Source organism: Chimaeribacter californicus (assembly GCF_002858675.1).
Lineage (GTDB): Bacteria > Pseudomonadota > Gammaproteobacteria > Enterobacterales > Enterobacteriaceae > Chimaeribacter > Chimaeribacter californicus.
This window is the reverse complement of the sequence record NZ_PJZF01000001.1, coordinates 471,413-494,974: the sequence shown is the minus strand read 5'-3', so window position 1 is coordinate 494,974 and position 23,562 is coordinate 471,413. Positions and strand designations below refer to the sequence as shown.

Here is a 23,562-nt window from a genome sequence, read left to right as displayed (position 1 = left end):
CGCAAGGAGCCGTTCTGACGGGTGGTGCCGCTTAGGCCACCTTGGCAATGGAAGACCAGGTCAGCGCCCCATCGGTATTGACAAAGATAATCCCCGCTTTGGCCGTGTCTGCCCCTAACCTTTCGGTAATTGTCCCGATAGGGTAGTTGGTGCCGGACGGCGTCGCCCATTTGGTCACCGTCGTGGCGCGGCAGCCACGGGTCACGAACCCCCGTTCGCCGGTGTAGTTGAAACTGTCCATTAATACGTTATTGAACACAATCGCCGCACCGTTCACCAGGTCCACCTTGTCGGCCCGCCCGCCATTGAGGATGGCGCTCTGGCGGTAAGCCCCGCTGATGGTGCCGGTGAAGTTACAGTCAGTGAAAGTCACCGGGGCATACCCGGCCACCGGCACTTTGGTACCGGTGATGTCGCCGCTGATGTAACTGCCCATGAAGGTGATGTCTCCGCGGATATTGTTCGGGAAGCTGACGTTGGTGATATTCCCCTTGATAATCTTCACCTTACCGGCGTTGTAGAAGAACGACAGGTTCGCCACGGTAGGGTTGATGATGTCCATATCTGACTCAACCTGGAACACATTGGAGATGGCCGGTTCCATTACTGTAATGTCGTAGGTCGGCGCCTTGATGTACCAGGAGCTGAACAGGCAGGTCGAGAAAATCGACTTGGTGCCGTAGGCGGTGCTCACCACTGACGAGCCGCAGTTCCAGTTGCGGAACTCCGAACGGTCAGCCGCCAGGTAGATCGACGGCACCAGCGACACCCCCACCGTCTGCTGGGTGGTGTTATCGAGTTTGTCGGCGTCAATAATTACCTGCTGGATAATCGAGTTACCGGTGACGATGCTGTGGTTGAGGTACTTCAGGCCGGACGCCAGCCCGGTGGTGCCGTCATCTTCGGTCAGGATAATCAGCCGCTCGGCGTGGATGTTGTTGATCACATTCCGCACCTTGTTGGCGATCTTGATGCCGCGATGGTACGCCTGCTCACACTGCACCGACACAATGTGGGTGGCGTTCTGGGTATCCGAATCTGACCCCATCACCAGCGCATAATCATTCAGGTTACCGCAGCGCTCCACGCTCAGCCGCTGGAAGGTGGAGTCCCAGATGGTGTCCTGGTGAATACCGATACCGTTGAACCCTTGCGCGCGGACATGCTCACCGACAAACCATTGACCTTTCATATAGATTCCGTTCAGCACCGTATCCCGGCTGTCGCACTCCACCACTAATGAGCCGTCAATGATCTGGCGGCTGGTGCGCCCCGCGTTGGCTGCTTTGGTCGGGTCCCCCAGTGTCAGCACATAATCGCCGACGAAGCCGCTTGGTTTGACTTTAAACCGGCCCGCCTGGTCCGCCACAATACGCGTGACGTTGGTCAGGTCGATGGTGGCACTGACGCGCCACGGGCCAAAGCGGAAATCCACCACTTTACCGGCCGAGGCCGCCACATAGGCTTTCATCTGCGTGGTGCAGTCAATGCTGCCGCCGGGGCGGCAACCGAAATGCACCGGCAACAGCTGGGTATCCATGCGTTTCCAGCGCTTGCCGCCAGCAGTGACAATCACTGAGCCGCCATTGTCTACGCTGGTGGTGTCTTTGGCATCATAGGCAAAGAGGCCACCGCCGTTAGGGATGCTGTCGGTATAGGTCACGTTGCTGTAATAGCTGGCGACGTTAATGGTTTCGCCATCGGTAGTCGGTTCAACTTTGCGTAAAGCGACGATATCAAGGCATTGTGTAGCCATGGTTACTTCCTCCTGTTCACTATGAACACCTGCATAATCACAAAACCCCGTGGCAGGTACGAATCGCTAACTTAAGGGGCGATAATGATTTTTCGCCTCCCAGCAAGCCAAAGACTAGCGAAACCGTGGGCAGTGAGGAGTCAACAAACATCAATAAACAACACTGTTAATGTTTAAGCAAAACAGCGCCTGAAGAAACAGCAGGATAGTACCGGAGGAAAATGCCCGGCGACGAAGGCAGGCCCTATAAAAAACCCCACCTGGTGAGGGTGGGGCATGCAGATAACGGATATAAATGGCTTATTTAATGCGCGCGGCCTGCTGGTCAAGGCTGCTTTTACGGGCACTCTTTACTTTTCTTGACCAGATGGCAGTAATAATCGGCACCAGCACTGAGGTGACAATCACTGACGTCGCCACCAGCGCCGTGGCGGCCGGGGCCACACTGCGGAACTCCGGTACCATTTCTGCGATCAGCACCGGGGTAGCCACCGCCGCCCCGGCCGAACTGGAGGCGGCAATACCCGCCGTGCCGTCGCCGCCGCCCAGGAATTTATCCGCCAGGATCAATGGAATACCGGTAATAATGATCACCATCACCCCCAGCAGGATACCCAGCAGGCCGGTCTGGGCAATCACGCTCAGGTTGATGGTGTTGCCCAGGGCAAAGGCGAAGAATGGGATCAGCGTCTGCACCGCCTTGCCGAAGAAGTCACGCAGTTCCGGGTCAAGGTTGCCGAGCGCAAAGCCCACCAGGAACGGCAGCACCGCCCCGACAAACACGTGCGGCTCAAAGGAGGCGATGCCTGCGGTGCCGAGGATGATCATGGTCATCAGCGGGCCGGACTCCAGCGACATCAGCACAAAGGCCCCCGCCTCCTCTTTGGTGCCGTACTGCTGCATGATGGAGGCGTACAGCCCGCCGTTGGTCATGTCCATCGCGGCCACCAGCGCCAGCGTGGACAGCCCGGCAAAGAAGCCGATCTCCACCCCATTTTCCGGCAACACCCGGGAGGCTACCGCTGCCACAATCCAGGCAACCGCGATTTTCGTTAACACCAGCGTACCGGATTTGCGCAGCACGGTCCCGGTGGCGCTCAGCTTGATCGACGCGCCCATACAGAAGAACCAGACGGCCAGGATCGGCACCGTACCGGCGATCAGGCCATTGGTAAAGGAACCAAAATATTTCCCGGCATCAGGCGCAAAGGTGTGGCACAGCGCCCCAATAAACAACGGCACCAGCATCATGCCACCCGGAATTTTTTCTATCGCACGTTTAATTTGCATGGGACTTTTTCGCCTCAGAGAACTAAGAAAACGGATGCGGGCCACTGGTACCAGCCGGCCTCATTCATTGATGAGCCAATGGGTGAGTAAGTTAAACGTTTACATAGTGAATAAAAATGATCTCGCCCGCATTTATGAAACGCCGTTTCTATTTTTGTGACGCAGGCAGTTCAACTACGCTTGGGAGGGCTAAAAAAATCTCATGCGGTCTCATTTATCTCAGAATGGGTGATAAAACAGACAGATTGCAGGCGTAAAAAAGCCTGCCGGGCGGCAGGCTTCAGCGGATGGGGGGTGTATCAGCTCAGCAGCCGGGTACCGAAAGCGCCCTGCCAGTCATTACCGAAAGCCTGAATCGCGGCATCCACCGCCGGGGCGGTAAACAGCTGCTCCGCCACATCCACCGGCAGGGTAATGGCGCGGCAACCGGCCAGCAGGCAATCCACCGCCTGACGCGGGGTGCGGAAACTGGCGGCCAGCACACTGGCGTCCGGGGCGTGCTGATCCAGCAGTGATTGCAACTGGCGCACCATGGCAATGCCGTCACTGCCCTGCGCATCCAGCCGGTTTACGTAAGGGGCCACATACTCCGCCCCGGCCAGCGCGCCCAGCAACCCCTGCCCGGCGGCGTACACCGCCGTGCCGAGCGTCGGGATGCCGAGGGTTTTCAGCGTTTTCAGCGCCGCCAGCCCTTCGCCGTTCACCGGCACTTTCACCACCAGCCCCGGCACGCGCTGCGTCAGCAACTGCGCCTCTGCCACCATGTGGTCTGCGTCCTCTGCCAGCACCTGGGCAAACAGTTTGCCGGTGCCGCCCAGCGCATCCCGCAGCGCCGGCAGGACGTCCCATAACGGTTTACCGGCACGGGCCACAATGGTCGGGTTGGTGGTCACGCCATGCAGCGGCAGAATGCGCGCCAGGCGTTTGACGGCATTTACGTCTGCCGTATCCAGATATAGCTCCATCTCACTCTCCTGATTAGTCGGGCAACATCACACTGCCCGCATGGTAACGGATAAAGCCGCCCTCTTCTTGACACACGTCAATATAACTTTCGTTCGAAAGCACTTTAATCTCCGAACGAAACGGAGGCGCTATGCTGTTTAATCTTCAACGTTACTCAACCCACGATGGCCCCGGCATCCGCACCGTGGTGTTTTTAAAAGGCTGCTCGCTGAGCTGCCGCTGGTGCCAGAACCCGGAAAGCCGCGCCCGCACGCCTGACCTGCTGTTCGACCCGCGCCTGTGCATTGCCGGTTGCCGCGAATGCAGCCAGCGCTGCCCGGAGGCGGTGACGCATCACCAGGATCAGCTGACGCTGCACCGTGAACGCCTGACCGACGCTGACCAGCAGGCACTGGCTGCCGCCTGCCCCAGCGGCGCGCTGTCACTCTGCGGTGAGGCGCTGAACCTGGATTCAGTGATGGCGACCCTGCTGCGTGACCGCCCCTTCTACCAGCGCAGCGGCGGCGGCATCACCCTTTCCGGCGGCGAACCCTTTATGCAGCCGGACACCTGCGCCGCCCTGTTGCAGCGCTGCCGGGCTGAGGAGCTGCACACCGCCGTGGAGAGCTGCCTGCATGTGCCGTGGCGTTATATTGCGCCCTCCCTGCCGCACCTGTCGCTGCTGCTCGCTGACCTGAAACACGTGGATGAGGCGCGTTTCCGCGACTGGACCGGCGGCTCCGCCCGGCGGGTGATGAGCAATTTCCGCCGCCTGGCCCAGGCCGGGGTGCCGGTGATTGTGCGGGTGCCGGTGATCCCCGGTTTCAATGCGGACTGCGCCTCGCTGCGCGCCATCATCGATTTTGCCGCAGACGAAACCTGCTGCAAAGAGATCCATTTTCTGCCCTATCACACGCTCGGCATCAATAAGTATGCCCTGTTGAACCAGCCTTACACCGCACCGGCCACGCCGCTGGATGATCCGGCGCTGCTGGCCTTTGCCCGGCACTATGCCCGGCGGCGCGGCCTGAACGCCCTGTTAAGAGGATAGCACCATGACCCAACTCAACCTTGATACCCTGAGTGACCGTATCCGCGCCCACAAAGCAGCGCTGGTGGCGATTGTTAAACCGCCGATCTGCACCGAGCGGGCGCAGCACTACACCGAGATGTACCAGCAGCATCAGGACAAGCCGCTGCCGGTGCGCCGCGCACTGGCCCTGGCTCACCACCTGGCGCAACGCACCATCTGGATTAAGCATGACGAGCTGATCGTCGGCAACCAGGCGAGCCGGGTGCGCGCCGCGCCGATTTTCCCGGAATATACCGTGGGCTGGATTGAGAAAGAGATCGACGATCTGGCGGATCGCCCCGGGGCCGGGTTCGCCGTCTCGGAACAGGATAAAACCGTGCTGCACCGGGTCTGCCCGTGGTGGCGCGGCCAGACGGTGCAGGATCGCTGCTACGGCATGTTCACGGATGAGCAGAAAGCGCTGCTGGAGGCGGGCATCATCAAGGCCGAAGGCAACATGACCTCCGGTGACGCCCACCTGGCGGTGAACTACCCGTTGCTGCTGGAGCTCGGGCTGGATGGCCTGCGTGAAAAAGTCAGTGAACGCCGCGGGCGGCTGGCGCTGACCGACTGGGACGACCTGCATAAAGAGCAGTTCCTGAAGGCGATTGATATTACGCTGGGCGCGCTCAGCGACCACATTTTACGTTTTGCCGATCTGGCGCGGCGCATGGCCGCGGAAGAGACCCGCCCTGCCCGCCGGGATGAGTTGCAGGCGATAGCGGCTAACGGTGACCTGATCGCCCACCAGCCGCCGCAAACCTTCTGGCAGGCGCTGCAGCTCTGCTATTTCGTGCAACTGGTGTTGCAGATTGAGTCTAACGGCCATTCGGTTTCCTTCGGCCGCCTCGACCAGTACCTCTACCCGTGGTACCGGCGGGATGTGGAGCTGACCGGGCAACTGCCGCGTGAACAGGCGATTGAGCTGCTGAACAGCTGCTGGCTGAAACTGCTGGAAGTGAACAAAATCCGCTCCGGCAGCCACTCCAAAGCCTCCGCCGGCAGCCCGCTCTACCAGAACGTCACCATTGGCGGCCAGCGCTGGGCAGATGGCCGGGCGGTGGACGCGGTTAACCCCCTCTCCTATGGGGTGCTGGAGTCCTGCGGCCGGTTGCGCTCCACCCAGCCGAACCTCAGCGTGCGTTACCACAGCGGTATCAGTGATGATTTTATGGATGCCTGTGTACAGGTGATCCGCTGCGGCTTCGGGATGCCGGCGTTCAACAACGATGAGATTGTGATCCCGGAGTTTATCAAGCTGGGCGTTTCGCGTGAGGATGCCTACGATTATGCCGCCATCGGCTGCATTGAAACCGCCGTGGGCGGCAAATGGGGCTACCGCTGCACCGGCATGAGCTTTATCAACTTCGCCCGCGTGATGCTGGCGGCGCTGGAACAGGGGCGGGACAGCCAGAGCGGCCGGGTGTTCCTGCCGCAGGAACAGGCGCTCTCCAAAGGCAATTTCACCCGGTTTGATGAGGTGATGGCGGCCTGGGACCGCCAGATCCGCTACTACACCCGCAAATCGGTTGAGATTGAATGTGTGGTGGATACGGTGCTGGAGGAGAACGCCCATGACATTCTCTGCTCAGCGCTGGTGGATGACTGTATTGAGCGCGGCAAGAGCATCAAACAGGGCGGCGCAAAATATGACTGGGTTTCCGGGTTGCAGGTCGGCATTGCGAACCTCGGCAACAGCCTGGCGGCGGTGCGCACGCTGGTGTTTGAACAGGGCGTGATCGGCCAGCAACAGCTGGCGGCGGCGCTGGCCAGCGATTTTGACGGGCTGGACGGCGAGAAACTGCGCCAGCGGCTGATCAACGGCGCGCCGAAGTACGGCAATGACCGCGATGAGGTAGATGACCTGCTGGTGCGCGCTTACCAGACGTATATCGATGAGCTGAAGCAGTACCACAATACCCGCTTCGGCCGTGGCCCGGTGGGCGGCACCTATTACGCCGGGACGTCATCCATCTCTGCCAATGTGCCGTTCGGCGCGGCCACCCCGGCGACACCGGACGGGCGCAAGGCCGGTACCCCGCTGGCCGAGGGTGCCAGCCCCGCGTCCGGCACCGACACCCTGGGCCCGACGGCGGTGTTCAACTCGCTGGGCAAACTGCCGACTGCGGCGATCCTCGGCGGCGTGCTGCTGAACCAGAAACTCAACCCGGCCACGCTTGAGAACCCGCGTGACCGCGAAAAACTGCTGGCGCTGCTGCGCACGTTCTTTGACGTCCATCACGGCTGGCACGTGCAGTACAATATCGTTTCGCGTGATACCCTGCTGGCAGCCAAGGCGCAGCCGGATCAGTACCGTGACCTGGTGGTGCGTGTCGCCGGCTATTCGGCGTTCTTTACGGCTTTATCGCCGGACGCGCAGGATGATATTATTGCGCGCACTGAACACACGCTCTGAGAAACCTCTTTTTTTCAGAAGATACTTTGTGGCAGCCACCCGGCTGCCCTTTTTTGTCTGGGCCACTATGAACGCACGACAACAACACATTATGCAGGTGGTAAACCAACAACGCCGGGTCAGCGTGGGCGAGCTCGCCCAGCAATGCGGCGTCTCTGAGGTGACTATCCGGCAGGATCTTAACCGGCTTGAACAGCGCAGCTACCTCAAGCGCGTTCACGGTTACGCCGTCGCGATTGAGAGTGACGATCTGGACGCGCGGATGATGTCCAACTTCGCCCAGAAGCAGAAGCTGGCGCAGTTCGCCGCTTCCCTGGTGAACGATGGCGACACCATCTTTATTGAGAGCGGCAGCAGCAACGCCCTGCTGGCGCGCTACCTGGCGGAGCGCAAGCACATTACGCTTATCACCGTCAGCAGTTATATCGCCCATTTACTGCGTGCGACCCCGTGTGACGTGATTCTGTTGGGCGGTATGTACCAGAAAGAGAGCGAAACCGTGGTCGGCCCGCTGACCCGCCTCTGCATCCAGCAATTGCATTTCAGCAAGGCGTTTGTCGGCATTGACGGCTTTACGCCGGAGAGCGGGTTTACCGGCCGGGACATGATGCGCGCCGATGTGGTCAACGCGCTGCTGGCGAAAGGGGCGGAAAATATTGTGCTGACCGACTCCTCGAAATTCGGCCAGATCACCCCGAACGTGCTCGGGGCCGCCAGCGCCTTCAGCCGGGTGATCACCGACGATAAACTGCCGCCGCAGTATGCCGGGTATCTGGCTCAGCAAGGGATTACGGTAGATTTGGTCAGCGAATAGGCCTGCGTTGCCGCAGGCCGGTCAGAGGGAATGAGGACGTCGGGACGTGGCGTCGGCGTGATTGGCCCCAGCTATTATTGACCCCGGTTGTCATTGACCCCGGTTATTATTGACCCCGGTTATTATTGACCATAATAGGCATTTTTGCCGTGCTTGCGCAGGTAGTGCTTGTCCAGCAGTTGTGGTTGCATCGCCGGTAAGTCCGGGGTGAGCTGGCGCGAGAAAATGCCCATGTACGCCACCTCTTCCAGCACCACGGCGTTGTGTACCGCGTTATCGGCGTCACTGCCCCAGGCAAACGGGCCGTGGGAGTGCACCAGCACCGCGGGTACCGCCTGCGGATCGATATTGCGTTCACGGAAGGTTTTCACGATCACCTCGCCAGTCTCCCACTCATACCGCCCGCCAATTTCCGCTTCATTCATCATCCGGGTACAGGGGATCGGGCCGTAGAAGTAGTCCGCGTGGGTGGTGCCCCAGGCCGGGATGTCCTGCCCCGCCTGCGCCCAGATGGTGGCATGGCGCGAGTGGGTATGCACAATGCCGCCCACCTGCTCAAAATTGAGGTAGAGCACCCGGTGGGTGTCGGTGTCTGATGAGGGTTTTTTGTTGCCTTCCACCACGCGGCCGCTCTCCAGCTCCACCACCACCATATCTTCTGCCGTCATGTGCGCATACTCGACACCGGAGGGTTTGATCACCAGCAGCCCCTGCCCGCGGTCAACCGCGCTGACATTTCCCCAGGTAAAGGTCACCAGGTTATGGCGCGGCAGGGCCAGGTTCGCTTCCAGCACCTGTTGTTTCAATTCGTTAAGCATCGTCTTGTCCTTGGTTACTGCGCAGATGCCCTATTCTGGAAGCCCGGCCCGGCGCCCGGTATGGGCGAAATCGCTGAAGAGTGCGTAGAAACCTGCTGTGTCACGATCTGTGTCTTTTTGTGCGGCGCTAATTCCGGCTGTAATAAATTAAGAATATTTACCTAGTCGCTGCGCCGGCAATAAATAGAATACGCCTTGTCCGGCACGCTTTTTTACGCTGTTTTCGTTACCCTGTTGTCGCACGGTAAAATAGAACACCAAAAAAGCCGGTGCATTCCACGGGAATGCCAATGATAATTCTGATGTTCCCGATAATCTGCTGTGTGGAATACCATACAGAGACCCTGAAATGGGCATTATTGCCTATAATGAATACAGCAGTACCGGCTTAAGTTGATTAATTTCACTTAAGTCAGAATATGGCGTATTCCCCTGCAAGGAGAAGTAAACATGATGAAAGTAAATAAACGCCTGACCACCGTGGTGCTGGTCACAACCCTGGCCCTCTCCCTGTCGGCCTGTTCGAACATGTCCCACCGTGGCCGTAACACCGCCATCGGTGCCGGTGCCGGCGCACTGGGCGGCGCAGTACTCACAGACGGCAGCACCCTGGGCACTCTGGGCGGCGCAGCCATCGGTGGGATTATTGGTCATCAGGTTGATCGTTAATTGACATAGCGTGGAAGAAAAGAAAGGTAAAGAAAGGTCTGTCTGGGTCAGTTTATTTCCCCGGCACACGCTTTACCCGGCAACTCTCTATAAAAGAGAAGGCCAGGCAGGACGCCGATAACAGATTTCAGGTCTGATAATAAAAAAAGGTGCGGTAACCGCACTGCGTCAGGAATAACCGGGGTATCCGCCGGGATACTGAATTAACCTGTTACCTGAACGCATTTTGATAAGTATGATGTTTATTCACGCCCAGCAACCTCAACGTTGTTACCTGCGGGCGCATTGCGCGCCCGCAGTTTTCATCCATTTACCCGTCAGCCGCCCGCCAGTTTGACTTTCATGCCTTTGGCTTCCAGTAATTGCTGCAACAGTTCACGCTTGTCGCCCTGGATTTCAATCACGCCCTCTTTCACCGCCCCGCCGCAGCCGCATTTTTTCTTCAGCTCTGCCGCCAGTTTCTCCAGCGCCGTATCATCCAGATCCACGCCGCTGATCACGCAGACGCCTTTGCCTTTGCGGCCGCTGGTCTGGCGCTGAATACGCACGATGCCGTCGCCTTTCGGGCGCGCCGGTTTACTCTCCGGGGCCACAATCCGGCCGCTGCCGGTGGAATACACCAGCGGGTTATCATCACGTGCCATGCTCTTCTCCTCAGGCCAGCTCAGCCAGAATGGTACGCAGGGCAGCCGCCGGATCGGCAGACTGGGTAATCGGACGCCCGATCACCATATAGTCCACGCCCGCCGCCTGCGCCTGCTGGGGGGTCATGATGCGGCGCTGGTCGCCCGCCTCACTGCCGGCCGGGCGGATGCCGGGCGTCACCAGTTGGAAATCGCGGCCGCATTGCTGCTTGAGGCGCACCGCTTCATGGGCGGAGCAGACCACGCCGTCCAGCCCGCAGTCGCGGGTCAGGCGTGCCAGCCGCTCCGCATGGTCTGCCGGGGAGAGATCAATGCCGACTTCCGCCAGATCGCTCTGCTCCATGCTGGTCAGCACGGTAACGGCAATCAGCAACGGGGCATCTGCGCCGAACGGCAGCAATGCCTCCCGGGCCGCGGTCATCATCCGGCGGCCCCCGCCGGCATGCACGTTCACCATCCATACCCCCAGTTCGGCGGCGGCAGCCACCGCTTTGGCCACGGTGTTGGGGATGTCGTGGAATTTCAGGTCGAGAAACAGCTCAAACCCCCGGCTGTGCAGGTCGCGCACCAGTTGCGGCCCAAATAGGGTGAACATCTCCTTGCCGATTTTCAGGCGGCAGTCACGCGGGTCAATCTGGTCAGCAAAGGCCAGCGCGGCCGCCTGATCAGCATAGTCCAGTGCGACAACAACCGGTGAGGAGACCGGGCCACGGGAGGTGGGGGTGAGAACAGACGCCATTTCTTCATCCTTATACGCGGGGGGTTGGGCTGGGTTCGCCATTTTTACCGCCCGCATTCTACATGGCAGCGGCGGGAAAGCCCAGCGCGCGCCGGGCAGCACAACAGGGCGTCGTGCTTACTGGCCGTCGAGGCCGCGGATAGGTTTGACCGAGGCCCAGGCCCGGCAGGAAGGACAGTGCCAATAGAGGGAATGGGCGGTAAAGCCGCATTTATGGCAGCGGTAGCGCGGTTTGGTGCGGATCTGCTCGCCCACCATGTCACGCAGCAGTTGCAGGCTCTCTTTGGCGCGCCCCTCTTCGGCGTCCGCCAGGTGATAATCCATCAGCCGGTAGAAGACGCGCATGGTCGGGTGGCGCTGGAGCTGCCGGTTGATATAGACCTGCGCCACGTCGCGGCCTTCGTCCTGTTCGAGGATCTCCGCCAGATAGAGTTCAGCTATCGCGCCGGTGTTGCTCTCCACGCAGCGCTTGAGGAAATCTGTCCATTCAGTGGGCTGTTGCAGGTGGGTAAAGCATTCATGCAGCATCGGCAGGGTTTCGCTGACCATCTCTTTATCCTGCTCCAGCACCTGCTCCAGCGCGGCGGCGGCTTTCGCCCAGGCCTGTTGCGCCATAAAGATCCGGCCCTGCATGATGGAGACGCGCGCACAGTTCCGGTCTGCGGCGGAGGCCTTTTTCAGCAGCCCCATCGCCTTCTCCTGATCGTCACTGCCCATGGCCAGCAGCGCCAGTTCACAGTAGAAGTGCGCCACCTCAACCCGTTTGTCCTCTTTGCCCAGCCGGGTGAGTTTTTCAGCGACATCAATCGCCTTTTGCCAGTCGCTGGTGGCCTGGTGGATCACCAGCAGCTGTTGCAGCGCCGAGTGCTGGAAATCCTCTTCTTTAATCAGCTGGGTAAACATCTCTTCCGCCCGGTCGTAGAACCCGGCGGCCATGTAGTCACGCCCCAGTTGCTGCACCGCCAGCAACCGCTGCTCAAAGGTCAGTGAGGCGCTCTCCATCAGAGCCTGGTGAATACGAATGGCGCGGTCCACTTCGCCGCGTGAACGGAACAGGTTACCCAGCGTCAGGTGGGCCTCCACGGTGTTGCTGTCCTCTTTTAACATGTCGAGGAACAGATCCACCGCTTTATCCTGCTGGTTGGAAAGCAGGAAGTTAACCCCCGCCACATATTCGCGTGACAGGCGGTTCGCCTCCTGTTGCTTGTTCTGTTGAGCACTTCTGTGCCCCATGTACCAGCCGTAGGCGGCTGCCACAGGCAACAACAGAAACAGCAGCTCTAACATAGGGTGTTATTCCTTGCTGAGAGAGGTCTGCGCCACTGGCAGGCTCTCACCGGCCGGTGCAATCTGCTGCTCCAGGCGTTTGATTTTACGCTGTGCGCGGGAGAGGGACAGGCGGACGCGCAAATAGAACAGGCCGCAGATGACCCAGCCAAGGATGAAGCCGGTACCGAACAGCGTGGCCAGCAAAGTAGAGACGCGGTAATCGCCCTGGGCGAGAAGATAATTAAAGGTGACAACCTGATCGTTATGGGCGCCTAACGTGATGGAAATCACGATGATCACCAGCAAGACCAAAAAAATGAGCAGATATTTCACATTCATTCCTGTGATGCCGGGTTAACCGGATGAATTAAGCCAACATTGTGGCGTCCTGACCTATTAAGTTAGCACTTCCCATTGCGGCTGGGAAACCCTGCGCCATGATAATGCCGCTTACCGGCGCTATTTGCACACTGCGTGCCCAACGGCCGGGAGAGGATATGGGGCCGCCGGCGCGCTGACACAAGCGCCGGGGCCGCCGGGATCAGGTTTTCTCGCGTGCGGCAATCTCTTTATGCTCGTCGCGCTCAACGTTCAGCGGGCCGATAAAGCGCTGAACCAGACAGCAGGCCACTGTCACCAGCACCCAGCTCATCACGGTCGCCATCGCCAGATCGCGCGGCCAGTGCATGCCGAGCACCAGCCGGCTGCCCATCACCGCCACTGCCCAGACCACCAGCAGCGCAATGGTTTTATAGCGCCGGCGCGGCCATAACAGGCCGATGCCGAGCAGTGCCCAGCTGGCGGCAAACATCGTATGGCCGGATGGGAACGCGAAGCCGGTCTCAAACTGCCAGTGCGCTTTCAGCCAGTGCGGCACCTGGGTGTTGTCCCGCAATTGCTCTTCCACCAGCGCGCTGCGATCCGCCCGCTTGAGCTGGTAGAACGCCTGGTTATCCACCTGATATTGCTTCTCCATCCAGACCACAAACGGCCGCGGCTCCTGGACGTGATCTTTCACCAGGCTCTTGAGTTGCTGGCCCAGCAGGATGGCCGCCGCCAGCAACAGCGCCAGACCGATCGCCCCGCGCAACTGGAAACGCAGGCACCACAGGAACCAGGCGATCAGCAGCACAGAGGTGATGATGCCCCAGGGGCGGGTCACGGTCTGGGTTATCCAGTACAGGACGCGCAAAAAGGCGCTGGCGTCACCCGGCTGCCACTGCCAGCCGGAAGCCCAGACCGCCAGCGGCATCACCAGCAACAGCAGTGCGCCCAGGGTGGTCCGTTTTACGATGGCAAACAGGCTGCCGTCGGTGATCGGGGGGGTGCGGTGTTCAGGCATAGTACCGTCCTTGTAAAAATGAGCATTAATTTAACCACGTTGTCATAAGCTTGACACAATAAATCCATTTCACCGCAGCCAAAGTGCGCTAGTATTTTGAATAGCCATAATTTTGCCGCTAACCGGCAGGTCATCAGCCGTTTTGATAGCCAGCCAGCACGATCGGCGGGCTTTTTGCTGCCCGGCGTCTGTTTTTTGCTGTACCGGCTGCGGCCGGATGAACCGCCGCCCGGCGGTTTAGTGCTGGTCAAGGCGCGCCACAAAACGTAGGATGCGCAACAAGAATAACGTCAAATATCAGTTTTTTTGGAGAGTAACATGCAGCTTAAACGGGTCGCCGAAGCGAAACTGCCGACGCCGTGGGGAGATTTCCTCATGGTCGGCTTCGAAGAGTTGGCCACCGGTCAGGATCACCTGGCGCTGGTGTACGGCGACGTCTCCGTCAGTGAGCCGGTGCTGGCGCGCGTACACTCAGAGTGCCTGACGGGTGATGCCCTGTTCAGCCTGCGTTGCGATTGCGGTTTCCAGCTGGAGGCCGCCCTGACGCAGATTGCCGAAGAGGGGCGCGGCATCCTGCTTTACCATCGTCAGGAAGGGCGCAACATCGGGCTGCTGAATAAGATCCGCGCCTATGCGTTGCAGGACAAAGGGGCTGACACCGTGGAAGCCAACCACCAGCTCGGGTTCGCCGCCGATGAGCGCGACTTCACGCTGTGCGCGGACATGTTCAAGCTGCTGGGGGTAGACGCCGTGCGCCTGCTGACCAATAACCCGAAAAAAGTGGCGATCCTGACGGAAGCCGGCATCAACATCACCGAACGTGTGCCGTTGATCGTGGGTCGCAACCCGAAAAATGAGCACTATCTGGCGACCAAAGCGGCCAAAATGGGCCACCTGCTCGACCCGAAAAAATAAGCCGTTCCGGCACGAAAAAGGGCACCCATGCGGGTGCCCTTTTTTATGGCCTGCCGGGGGAATTCCCCGGCAGCTTCCGTGAATTTGCCGGTTATGCCAGCATTTTACGGATCATATAATGCAGGATGCCGTCATTGTTGAAGTAGGTCAGCTCATTGCCGGTATCGATGCGGCAGCGGGCATCGATCTCTGCGGTATGGCCGTCGGCATAGGTCAGCGTGACTTTCACCGTCTGCCCCGGTGACAGGGTTTGCAGGCCATGAATACTGATCTGCTCCTCGCCGGTCAGGGCCAGGGTTTTGCGGGTCACCCCTTCCGGGAACTCCAGCGGCAGAATGCCCATGCCGATCAGGTTAGAGCGGTGGATACGCTCAAACGACTCGGCAATCACCACCCGGATCCCCAGCAGGCGCGGCCCTTTTGCCGCCCAGTCACGGCTGGAGCCGGAGCCATACTCTTTACCGGCAATCACCGCCAGCGGCACCTTCTCCTGCTGGTAACGCATCGCTGCGTCATACACCGCCATCTGTTCCTGGGACGGCAGGTGGCGGGTCACCCCACCCTCCACGCCCGGCACCAGCTCGTTACGGATACGCACGTTGGCAAAGGTACCGCGCACCATCACCTCATAGTTGCCGCGGCGTGAGCCGTAGGAGTTAAAGTCATTCTTCTCTACGCCATGATCGCGCAGATAATGCCCGGCCGGGCTTTCCGCCTTGATGTTGCCCGCTGGTGAGATGTGGTCAGTGGTGACGGAGTCGCCCAACATCAGCAGGATGCGCGCGCCTTCGATGTCCTGCACCGTTTTCGGCTCTGCTTCCATATCATCAAAGAACGGCGAATGGCGGATATAGGTGGAGTCATCCTGCCAGCTGTAGGTCGGCGAGCCTTTCACCTGAATCGCCTGCCAGTTTTCATCGCCGTTGAACACCTCAGAGTACTCTTTGAGGAACATCTCCGTACGCACCTGCTCCACCGCCTGCGCGATCTCATTGGCACTCGGCCAGATCTCATGCAGGTAGACCGGGTTGCCCTGTTTGTCCGTGCCGAGCGGGTCTGCGCTGAGGTTGACCTTCAGGTTGCCGGCCAGCGCATAGGCCACCACCAGCGGCGGTGAGGCCAGCCAATTGGTTTTGATCAGCGGGTGGATGCGCCCTTCAAAGTTACGGTTACCGGAGAGCACCGCGCCTACCGTCAGGTCACCGGCCTTGATCGCCTCCTCAATCGGCCCGAGCAGCGGGCCGGAGTTGCCGATACAGGTGGTACAACCGTAGCCCACCAGGTTGAAGCCGAGCTTGTCGAGATAGCTCATCAGCCCCGCTTTGGCCAGGTAGTTGGTCACCACCATGGAGCCGGGTGCCAGCGAGGTTTTCACCCACGGCTTGCTCATCAGCCCGCGTTCCACCGCTTTTTTCGCCACCAGCCCGGCCGCCATCAGAATGCTGGGGTTGGAGGTGTTAGTGCAGGAGGTAATGGCAGCGATGACCACCGCGCCGTTCTCCAGTTGCATATCCTCGCCGCGCAGGGTGATGGTCTCGGCCTCACTGCCGGCGCGGGCGTTGACATCCAGTTCTGTCGCGGCGGTAAACGCCTGCGGCACACCAGGCAGCGATACCCTGTCCTGCGGGCGTTTCGGCCCGGAAACGCTGGACTGCACCGTGCCCATGTCCAGCGACAGCGTGCTGGTAAAGATCGGCTCGTCGCCCTCGTGCCGCCACAGCCCCTGCTCGCGGGTGTATTTTTCCACCAGCGCAATCTGCTCATCGCTGCGACCGGTGAGTTTCATGTAGCTGAGCGTCACCTCATCCACCGGGAAGAAGCCGCAGGTCGCGCCATATTCCGGCGCCATGTTGGCAATGGTGGAGCGATCCGCCAGCGGCAGATCTGCCAGCCCATCGCCATAGAATTCAACAAACTTGCCGACCACGCCATGCTTACGCAGCATCTGGGTCACGGTCAGCACCAGATCGGTGGCGGTGATGCCTTCGCGCAGTTTGCCGGTGAGTTTGAAGCCCACCACATCCGGGATCAGCATCGAAACCGGCTGGCCGAGCATCGCGGCCTCCGCCTCAATACCGCCGACGCCCCACCCAAGCACGCCCAGGCCGTTGATCATGGTGGTATGGGAATCAGTACCGACCAGCGTGTCCGGGTAGGCGATCTCTTTGCCGTCCTGCTCCTCATGCCACACCGCCTGCCCGAGATACTCCAGGTTCACCTGGTGGCAGATGCCGGTGCCCGGCGGCACCACGCGGAAGCGGTTAAACGCCTGCTGCCCCCAGCGCAGAAACTGATAGCGCTCATGGTTGCGCTCCATCTCCAGCCGCACGTTCTCGTCAAACGCGCTGGTGGTGCCGTACTCGTCCACCGTCACTGAGTGGTCAATCACCAGATCGACCGGTGACAGCGGGTTAACCTGATCCACCGCCCCGCCCAGCCGTTTTACCGCCTCACGCATTGCGGCCAGATCCACCACCGCCGGTACACCGGTGAAGTCCTGCATCAGGACGCGCGCCGGGCGGTAGGCAATTTCACGGTTGGCGTGGCCGGTTTTCTGCCAGGCCACCATCGCCCGCAGGTCGTCTTCGGTGACAGTGTCGCCATCAATATGGCGCAACAGATTCTCCAGCAATACCTTCATCGATTTCGGCAGGCGGGAGATGTCCCCCAGTTGCTCAGAGACCGTATTCAGGCTGTGGTAGTGGTACTCGTGATTCAGCGCGTCCAGCTTTTTCTGACTTTGCTCACGAAGATCGGATGACATGGCGCTCCTCCCATTTGGATCTGTTCATGTCACACAATATCCGGCCAGTGAACGGAATACCGCCAATACCCGGCCAGCTTGTGCGTCTTAATTTAAAGATAACACAAACAGCGTGTAACGTTTTGATAACAACACATTTTGATCAGGGCGATCGGCGCAACCCCTTAATGGCAGGGGAAAATCGGCAAAACAGAGAATAATGCGGGAACGGGCAGAAAGGGAAAGCCGCCGGGCTATGCCCGGCAGACCAGGTTATTTCACCGGCAGGGAGATGTCTTTGAACATCGCTTCGATCTCTTCGTTGGAGCGCAGTGACACCGCGCTGTCTACCACGTCGCGCGTCAGGTGCGGGGCGAACCGGTGGATGAAATCGTACATGTAGCTGCGCAGGAAGGTGCTGCGGCGGAAACCGATTTTGGTGGTGCTGTAGGTGAAGATGTCGCGCGCATCCACCGTGACCAGATCCGGGTCTTGCACCGGGTCAATCGCCATGCTGGCGATCACCCCGACGCCCAGCCCCAGCCGCACGTAGGTTTTGATCACATCCGCATCGGTGGCCGTAAACACGATGCGCGGCGTCAGCCCGGCGCGGTTAAAGGCGGTGTCCAGCTCGGAACGGCCGGTAAAACCGAAGGTGTAAGTGACGATCGGGTAGGTCGCCAGCTCCTCAATGGTGACATGCTCTTTCCCGGCCAGCGGGTGATCGGGCTGAACCACCACGGCGCGGTTCCAGTGGTAGCACGGCAGCATCACCAGATCGTCATACAGGTGCAGCGCCTCGGTGGCGATGGCGAAATCAGCGGTGCCTTTGGACACCGCTTCGGCGATCTGGGTCGGCGACCCTTGGTGCATATGCAGCGAGACGCGCGGGTAGCGCTCAATAAAGCCTTTGATCACCTGTGGTAAAGCGTAACGCGCCTGGGTGTGGGTGGTGGCCACATAGAGCGAGCCTTTGTCGGGATAGGTATGCTCACCGGCGACTGCTTTGATGGCGTCCACTTTAGACAACACTTCGCGCGCGATGCGGATGATCTCCTGCCCGGCCGGGGTAACCTGCGTAAGGTGTTTGCCGCTGCGGGCAAAGATCTGAATGCCCAGCTCGTCTTCCAGCATCCGCACCTGTTTGCTGATGCCCGGTTGTGAGGTGTAAAGCCCTTCTGCCGTCGAGGAGACGTTAAGGTTGTGATTGACAACTTCCACAATGTAACGAAGCTGCTGCAATTTCATATCTTTACCGTCCTAGGTTAAGCACTGCCCCGCAGGCAGCCAGACAAGTGATGATAAGCGTATCGCCGATCTCTGCATCGCCGGGGGAAGCGTAACGCCGGGGCGAAAGAAGTCAGGTCAGTTAATGACAATTAAACATAAAAAAAGATTTTATATAACTATTATAACAATCGGAACGGGCCTGTATAGCGCTTCGCCCTGCCTGTAGGCTATTTCTATCAATCAATTTACATAAAATCATATGTATGCATGATGATAAATCTACCCGGTATAAAAAAACCAGCGTTTACACGCTGGTTTTTTACGGAGTGCTCAGGCGGTCACCTTCTCAGGTGATGCTTATTTTTTGCTTTCAGTCCACTTACCGTCAACAAAGAACGCTGACCAGCCGGTGGCCTTGCCCTCTTTCTCCGAGGAGACGTACTGCTGCTTGGTTTTGCGGCTGTAACGCACCAGGGTTTTGTTGCCGTCCGGATCGGTGGCCGGCGCATCCGCCAGGTAACGCAGCTTCTCCGGCAGGCGGTCGCGGAAGCGGGCCAGCTCTTCTACCAGGGGCGCACGGGTCTCGCGTGATTTCGGGAAGGTGTTGGCCGCCAGGAAGACCCCGGCCGCGCCGTCACGCAACACGAAATAGGCGTCAGACTTCTCGCACTCCAGCTCCGGCAACGGCACCGGATCTTCCTTCGGCGGCGCGACTTCACCGTTACGGAGGATCTTACGGGTGTTTTTGCACTCGTCGTTGGTACAGCCCATGTACTTGCCGAAACGCCCCATTTTCAGGTGCATCTCTGAACCACATTTTTCGCACTCCACCACCGGGCCGTCATAGCCTTTCAGGCGGAATTCGCCCTGCTCAATCTCATACCCTTCACAGGCCGGGTTATTCCCGCAGACGTGCAGCTTGCGCTGGTTGTCGATCAGGTAGCTGTCCATCGCCGTGCCGCATTTCGGGCAGCGGCGGCGGGCGCGCAGCGCGTTGGTTTCGGCGTCTTCGCCTTCCAGCACGTTGAGCACTTCCGTTTCCGGCACCAGGTTAATGGTGGTTTTGCAGCGCTCTTTCGGCGACAGCGCATAGCCGGAGCAGCCGAGGAACACGCCGGTGCTGGCGGTACGGATGCCCATTTTGCGGCCGCAGGTCGGGCAGTCGATGCTGGTCAGCACCATCTGGTTCGGGCGCATACCGCCCTCTTCCGGGTCCTGCTCCGCTTTGCCGAGCTGGTCGCTGAAATCGCTGAAGAAGCCGTCCAGCACCGCTTTCCATTCGGCCTGATTATTGGCCACCTGGTCGAGGTCATTTTCCATGCGCGCGGTGAAATCGTAGTTCATCAGCTCGCGGAAGTTCTCTTCCAGGCGGTCGGTGACAATCTCACCCATCTTCTCGGCGTAGAAACGGCGGTTTTCCACCCGCACGTAACCGCGATCCTGAATGGTGGAGATGATCGACGCATAGGTTGACGGGCGGCCGATGCCGCGTTTTTCCAGCTCTTTCACCAGCGAGGCTTCGCTGAAGCGTGCCGGCGGCTTGGTGAAGTGCTGGCTCGGCAGCAGCTGCTGCAGGGTCAGTTCGGTGCCGATTTCCACATTCGGCAGCGTGCGGTCTTCATCATTTTTACGCAGCGCCGGCATGACACGCGTCCAGCCGTCAAAGCGCAGGATGCGGCCTTTGGCACGCAGCTGGTAGTCCGCTGCCTGCACCGTCAGGGTGGTGGAGTCGTATTTGGCCGGCGTCATCTGGCAGGCCACGAACTGGCGCCAGATCAGCTGGTAAAGCTTCTGCGCGTCCGCTTCCATGTCTTTGAGCTGCTCAGCCACCACCTGCACATCGGAAGGACGAATCGCTTCGTGCGCTTCCTGCGAGTTCTCTTTGCTGCTGTAGGTATTCGGCTCTTTCGGCAGGTATTTATCGCCGAATTCGGTGCCGATGTAGCCACGCACCATGGTCAGGGCGTCCTGGCTCAGGTTGGTGGAGTCGGTACGCATATAGGTGATGTGGCCCGCTTCATACAGGCGCTGCGCCATCATCATGGTTTTTTTCACGCCAAAGCCCAGGCGGGTACTGGCCGCCTGTTGCAGCGTGGAGGTAATGAACGGCGCGCCGGGGCGGCTGCTGGTGGGTTTGTCTTCGCGGTCCAGCACCGTATAGCGCGCTTTTTCCAGCAGGGCGACGGCGGCGTGGGTCTGCTCGCGGTTAACCGGCTTGAAGGGTTTGTCATGATGGTGGGTCACCTCCATGTTCAGCACGGTTTCATCCTGGGTGTTCAGCTGTGCATGCAGCTCCCAGTACTCTTCCGGCACAAACGCCTTGATTTCGCGCTCACGCTCTACCACCAGCCGGACGGCCACAGACTGTACGCGGCCGGCGGACAAGCCGCGGGCAATTTTCTTCCACAGCAGCGGCGAGACCATGTAGCCCACCACGCGGTCCATAAACCGGCGTGCCTGTTGGGCATTGACGCGGTCGATGTTCAGCTCGCCCGGCTGGTTAAACGCCTGCTTGATGGCATTTTTGGTGATTTCGTTGAACACCACGCGGCTGAAGCGGCTGTCATCACCGCCGATCACTTCCCGCAGGTGCCAGGCAATGGCTTCCCCTTCGCGGTCAAGGTCGGTTGCGAGGTAGATGTGGTCGGCGTTTTCCGCCAGGGATTTCAGCTCCGCCACCACTTTCTCTTTGCCGGGCAGGATTTCATACTGCGCCTGCCAGCCGTGGTAAGGGTCAACCCCCATCCGGTTTACCAGCGCGGCTTTCTCATCCTTTTTGACTTTTTTCTTTGGTTTTTCTTCGGAAGATTCGGCGCTTTTTTTACTGGCAGACCCGCTGGTGGGTAAATCGCGGATATGACCCACGCTGGACTTCACCACGTAGTCATTGCCTAAATATTTATTAATCGTTTTGGCTTTTGCCGGGGACTCAACTATTACGAGAGCTTTTCCCATATTTATCTTTACCTAAATTAATTCTTCCGAAAAAGAAATTTTTATCTCGTTATGCCGCAGCAGTATGACGCTCTTTTTTATATTGCGACAGTGAAGCAGGAGATCAAGGCATTTTTCATCATCGGGTTACTGATTGCTCATCACTGACACAATCAGCCCGGTCCGCCTGCGGGGTAGGCCCCGGCACCTGCCGACTGCAACCGTTTTTTCCATGCGCCTGACAGCAAGCCGACACACAAAAAGTCTCAAGCGTAAAGTAAATCTTCCACTTATCCGGCGAAACGCCACACTCTACCTGATAAATAACGCCACGCAACCTAATTAGCATGGATCCTGCGTTTTCGCCAATGCTCTCTTTTGGCTCGAATGTCCTTATCCGGTTTGCGGGTGTTCGAAGGCCGCACTACACTGGCGGCGGATAATCAGTTGCGGAGTCATCAGGATGAACAAAAATAGAACGGCAATCGGTAAAAACGCGTTACTGGATCTCGCCAATAATATTATCAAAACACATGAGGATTATTTGCACGGTATGGTTGCCACCGATGTGCGGCAAAATGGCGATGTGCTGGTTTTCAGCGGGGAGTTTTTCCTTGATCAGCAAGGGTTGCCTACGGCGAAAAGCACGGCGGTATTTAATATGTTTAAACACCTGGCCCATCAGTTATCCGATAAATATTATCTGGAAAATTAACCATTCGGTTAAAAGGGGCGGACGCCCCTTTTTCTTCTTTATAACACCGCTGTTTTGTTTATAACATTGGCTTCTGGCCGCGCTGCCACCAGCGCAGCAGCAGGCGGTCAGCACTTTCAGCGGCGCTGCCGGTGAAGCGGTCCATCAGGCGCTTGCGGCGGGTGTAACGCACGCTTATCACCTCGTGATTTTCCATCTCGGCGATCAGCAGATCATCACTGGTGCCGATGGCATCAATCAGCCCTTTTTCACGCGCCTGCATGCCGAACCAGTGCTCGCCAGTTGCGACACTGTCGATGTCGAGCGACGGGCGCTGCTGCTTGACGAACTCTTTGAACAGCAGGTGCGTTTCATTCAGATCCTCGCGGAACTTCTCGCGCCCCTGCTCGGTGTTCTCACCAAACAGCGTCAGGGTACGTTTGAACTCCCCGGCGGTGTGCAGCTCCACGTCGATGTCGTTTTTCTTCAGCAGCCGGTTAAAGTTAGGGATTTGGGCCACCACGCCGATAGAGCCGATCACCGCAAACGGCGCGGCGATAATGCGGTCCGCCACGCAGGCCATCATGTAGCCGCCGCTGGCCGCCACCTTGTCCACCGCTACCGTCAGCCGGATACCGGCCTGGCGCAGGCGCGTCAGCTGTGACGCCGCCAGCCCGTAACCGTGCACCACCCCGCCGGGGCTTTCCAGGCGCAGCAGCACCTCATCCTGCGGCGTCGCCACCGCGAGCACCGCAGTAATCTCCTCACGCAGCGACGCCACTTCATGGGCATCGATGCTGCCCCGGAAATCCAGCACGTAGAGGCAGGGTTTGCCGTCGCTGACGCCCTGTTTCGCATTGTGTTTTGCCTGTTTCGCCTCCGCTTTGCGCTCTTTTTTCAACGCTTTGGCACGGGCTTTGCGCGCAGGCTCATCCATGCGCGCAGCGCGCATGTCCTGCTGCACTTCCCGGTACTGTTCCGAGAGATCGGTGAGTTGCAGTTCGCCGGGGCGCTGCGCTTTGCGCGCCCGCAGGCTGAAGATCAGCACCACCAGGGCGCCGACGGCCACCACCAGGGTGACGACTTTGGCTAAAAACAGCCCATACAGAGAGAGTAACTCCACAAATTTCCGCCTTTTTCCTGTCAGTCAATGTCCGGTTATCCAGTGTAAACATTTCCGGCGGCGACGTCTTGCCGCAGGCTGCCGAACCGGGCAGAGAGTGTCGCACGGCCGCGCCGGAGGCGCACGGTATGTTCCTGTTTTGTTACAAA

The 23,562-nt window shown here is 59.1% G+C and carries 19 protein-coding genes; 6 read left to right on the top strand and 13 right to left on the bottom strand.

The window, feature by feature from the left end; genetic code table 11:
- Positions 1-31 precede the first annotated feature (31 nt).
- The 3 genes from CYR55_RS02335 to fsa form a co-directional block, all read right to left on the bottom strand.
- Complete coding sequence (locus CYR55_RS02335) at positions 32-1,756, bottom strand: hypothetical protein (RefSeq protein WP_101814533.1); 1,725 nt, start codon at positions 1,754-1,756, stop codon at positions 32-34.
- Positions 1,757-2,056: 300 nt separating this feature from the next.
- Positions 2,057-3,046, bottom strand: a complete 990-nt coding sequence (gene kdgT, locus CYR55_RS02330; protein ID WP_101814532.1) for a 2-keto-3-deoxygluconate transporter — start codon at positions 3,044-3,046, stop codon at positions 2,057-2,059.
- A 299-nt stretch (positions 3,047-3,345) separates the two neighbouring features.
- Positions 3,346-4,011, bottom strand: coding sequence for a fructose-6-phosphate aldolase (gene fsa / locus CYR55_RS02325; protein WP_101814531.1), 666 nt, complete (start codon positions 4,009-4,011; stop codon positions 3,346-3,348).
- 131 nt (positions 4,012-4,142) lie between these two features.
- On the opposite strand from fsa, the gene CYR55_RS02320 reads away from it, so the two are divergent.
- The 3 genes from CYR55_RS02320 to CYR55_RS02310 all read left to right on the top strand — a co-directional run bounded on the left by CYR55_RS02320 (position 4,143) and on the right by CYR55_RS02310 (position 8,293).
- Positions 4,143-5,042 carry a glycyl-radical enzyme activating protein gene (locus CYR55_RS02320; protein ID WP_101814530.1) on the top strand — a complete coding sequence of 300 codons (900 nt, stop codon included), beginning with the start codon at positions 4,143-4,145 and terminating at the stop codon, positions 5,040-5,042.
- 4 nt (positions 5,043-5,046) lie between these two features.
- Entirely contained in the window at positions 5,047-7,479 is a 2,433-nt protein-coding gene (locus tag CYR55_RS02315) for a formate C-acetyltransferase/glycerol dehydratase family glycyl radical enzyme (RefSeq protein WP_101814529.1), read from the top strand.
- A gap of 67 nt (positions 7,480-7,546) precedes the next feature.
- Positions 7,547-8,293: a DeoR/GlpR family DNA-binding transcription regulator gene (locus tag CYR55_RS02310; protein WP_101814682.1), complete on the top strand. Its 747-nt coding sequence runs from the start codon at positions 7,547-7,549 to the stop codon at positions 8,291-8,293.
- 122 nt (positions 8,294-8,415) lie between these two features.
- On the opposite strand, the gene araD is transcribed toward CYR55_RS02310, so the two are convergent.
- On the bottom strand, positions 8,416-9,111 hold the full coding sequence (gene araD, locus CYR55_RS02305) for an L-ribulose-5-phosphate 4-epimerase (RefSeq protein ID WP_101814528.1): 696 nt from the start codon (positions 9,109-9,111) through the stop codon (positions 8,416-8,418).
- A gap of 450 nt (positions 9,112-9,561) precedes the next feature.
- On the opposite strand from araD, the gene osmB reads away from it, so the two are divergent.
- On the top strand, positions 9,562-9,780 hold the full coding sequence (gene osmB / locus CYR55_RS02300; RefSeq protein WP_072933019.1) for an osmotically-inducible lipoprotein OsmB: 219 nt from the start codon (positions 9,562-9,564) through the stop codon (positions 9,778-9,780).
- Between the two features lie 317 nt (positions 9,781-10,097).
- Here osmB and yciH read toward each other — a convergent pair whose 3' ends face one another.
- The 5 genes from yciH to pgpB all read right to left on the bottom strand — a co-directional run bounded on the left by yciH (position 10,098) and on the right by pgpB (position 13,735).
- Positions 10,098-10,424 carry a stress response translation initiation inhibitor YciH gene (gene yciH, locus CYR55_RS02295; RefSeq protein WP_101814527.1) on the bottom strand — a complete coding sequence of 109 codons (327 nt, stop codon included), beginning with the start codon at positions 10,422-10,424 and terminating at the stop codon, positions 10,098-10,100.
- Positions 10,425-10,434: 10 nt separating this feature from the next.
- Entirely contained in the window at positions 10,435-11,163 is a 729-nt protein-coding gene (gene pyrF / locus CYR55_RS02290; protein WP_101814526.1) for an orotidine-5'-phosphate decarboxylase, read from the bottom strand.
- 117 nt (positions 11,164-11,280) lie between these two features.
- Entirely contained in the window at positions 11,281-12,450 is a 1,170-nt protein-coding gene (gene lapB, locus CYR55_RS02285) for a lipopolysaccharide assembly protein LapB (protein ID WP_101814525.1), read from the bottom strand.
- A gap of 6 nt (positions 12,451-12,456) precedes the next feature.
- Positions 12,457-12,765 (bottom strand): LapA family protein, encoded by a 309-nt coding sequence (locus tag CYR55_RS02280; protein WP_101814681.1) that lies wholly within the window; start codon positions 12,763-12,765, stop codon positions 12,457-12,459.
- 208 nt (positions 12,766-12,973) lie between these two features.
- Entirely contained in the window at positions 12,974-13,735 is a 762-nt protein-coding gene (pgpB, locus tag CYR55_RS02275; protein WP_101814680.1) for a phosphatidylglycerophosphatase B, read from the bottom strand.
- A 357-nt stretch (positions 13,736-14,092) separates the two neighbouring features.
- Here pgpB and ribA point away from each other — a divergent pair, with 357 nt between their 5' ends.
- Positions 14,093-14,689 carry a GTP cyclohydrolase II gene (gene ribA, locus CYR55_RS02270; protein ID WP_101814524.1) on the top strand — a complete coding sequence of 199 codons (597 nt, stop codon included), beginning with the start codon at positions 14,093-14,095 and terminating at the stop codon, positions 14,687-14,689.
- A gap of 91 nt (positions 14,690-14,780) precedes the next feature.
- On the opposite strand, the gene acnA is transcribed toward ribA, so the two are convergent.
- From acnA to topA, 3 genes are all read right to left on the bottom strand, one after another.
- Complete coding sequence (gene acnA / locus CYR55_RS02265) at positions 14,781-17,453, bottom strand: aconitate hydratase AcnA (protein ID WP_101814523.1); 2,673 nt, start codon at positions 17,451-17,453, stop codon at positions 14,781-14,783.
- A gap of 252 nt (positions 17,454-17,705) precedes the next feature.
- Positions 17,706-18,680: an HTH-type transcriptional regulator CysB gene (gene cysB / locus CYR55_RS02260; protein ID WP_101814522.1), complete on the bottom strand. Its 975-nt coding sequence runs from the start codon at positions 18,678-18,680 to the stop codon at positions 17,706-17,708.
- A 339-nt stretch (positions 18,681-19,019) separates the two neighbouring features.
- Positions 19,020-21,617 (bottom strand): type I DNA topoisomerase, encoded by a 2,598-nt coding sequence (gene topA, locus CYR55_RS02255; RefSeq protein ID WP_101814521.1) that lies wholly within the window; start codon positions 21,615-21,617, stop codon positions 19,020-19,022.
- Positions 21,618-22,059: 442 nt separating this feature from the next.
- Between topA and CYR55_RS02250 the strand changes: the two genes are divergently transcribed.
- On the top strand, positions 22,060-22,311 hold the full coding sequence (locus CYR55_RS02250) for a YciN family protein (protein WP_101814520.1): 252 nt from the start codon (positions 22,060-22,062) through the stop codon (positions 22,309-22,311).
- A 58-nt stretch (positions 22,312-22,369) separates the two neighbouring features.
- Here the strand turns inward: CYR55_RS02250 and sohB are convergent, their stop codons facing one another.
- Complete coding sequence (sohB, locus tag CYR55_RS02245; protein WP_101814519.1) at positions 22,370-23,413, bottom strand: protease SohB; 1,044 nt, start codon at positions 23,411-23,413, stop codon at positions 22,370-22,372.
- Positions 23,414-23,562 lie beyond the last annotated feature (149 nt).

Excerpts from the sequence above, each read along its gene's own strand:
- CYR55_RS02335 (WP_101814533.1), bottom strand. The coding sequence starts at position 1,756 with ATGGCTACACAATGCCTTGATATCGTCGCTTTACGCAAAGTTGAACCG.
- kdgT (WP_101814532.1), bottom strand. The coding sequence starts at position 3,046 with ATGCAAATTAAACGTGCGATAGAAAAAATTCCGGGTGGCATGATGCTG.
- fsa (WP_101814531.1), bottom strand. The coding sequence starts at position 4,011 with ATGGAGCTATATCTGGATACGGCAGACGTAAATGCCGTCAAACGCCTG.
- CYR55_RS02320 (WP_101814530.1), top strand. The coding sequence starts at position 4,143 with ATGCTGTTTAATCTTCAACGTTACTCAACCCACGATGGCCCCGGCATC.
- CYR55_RS02315 (WP_101814529.1), top strand. The coding sequence starts at position 5,047 with ATGACCCAACTCAACCTTGATACCCTGAGTGACCGTATCCGCGCCCAC.
- CYR55_RS02310 (WP_101814682.1), top strand. The coding sequence starts at position 7,547 with ATGAACGCACGACAACAACACATTATGCAGGTGGTAAACCAACAACGC.
- araD (WP_101814528.1), bottom strand. The coding sequence starts at position 9,111 with ATGCTTAACGAATTGAAACAACAGGTGCTGGAAGCGAACCTGGCCCTG.
- osmB (WP_072933019.1), top strand. The coding sequence starts at position 9,562 with ATGATGAAAGTAAATAAACGCCTGACCACCGTGGTGCTGGTCACAACC.
- yciH (WP_101814527.1), bottom strand. The coding sequence starts at position 10,424 with ATGGCACGTGATGATAACCCGCTGGTGTATTCCACCGGCAGCGGCCGG.
- pyrF (WP_101814526.1), bottom strand. The coding sequence starts at position 11,163 with ATGGCGTCTGTTCTCACCCCCACCTCCCGTGGCCCGGTCTCCTCACCG.
- lapB (WP_101814525.1), bottom strand. The coding sequence starts at position 12,450 with ATGTTAGAGCTGCTGTTTCTGTTGTTGCCTGTGGCAGCCGCCTACGGC.
- ribA (WP_101814524.1), top strand. The coding sequence starts at position 14,093 with ATGCAGCTTAAACGGGTCGCCGAAGCGAAACTGCCGACGCCGTGGGGA.
- acnA (WP_101814523.1), bottom strand. The coding sequence starts at position 17,453 with ATGTCATCCGATCTTCGTGAGCAAAGTCAGAAAAAGCTGGACGCGCTG.
- cysB (WP_101814522.1), bottom strand. The coding sequence starts at position 18,680 with ATGAAATTGCAGCAGCTTCGTTACATTGTGGAAGTTGTCAATCACAAC.
- topA (WP_101814521.1), bottom strand. The coding sequence starts at position 21,617 with ATGGGAAAAGCTCTCGTAATAGTTGAGTCCCCGGCAAAAGCCAAAACG.
- CYR55_RS02250 (WP_101814520.1), top strand. The coding sequence starts at position 22,060 with ATGAACAAAAATAGAACGGCAATCGGTAAAAACGCGTTACTGGATCTC.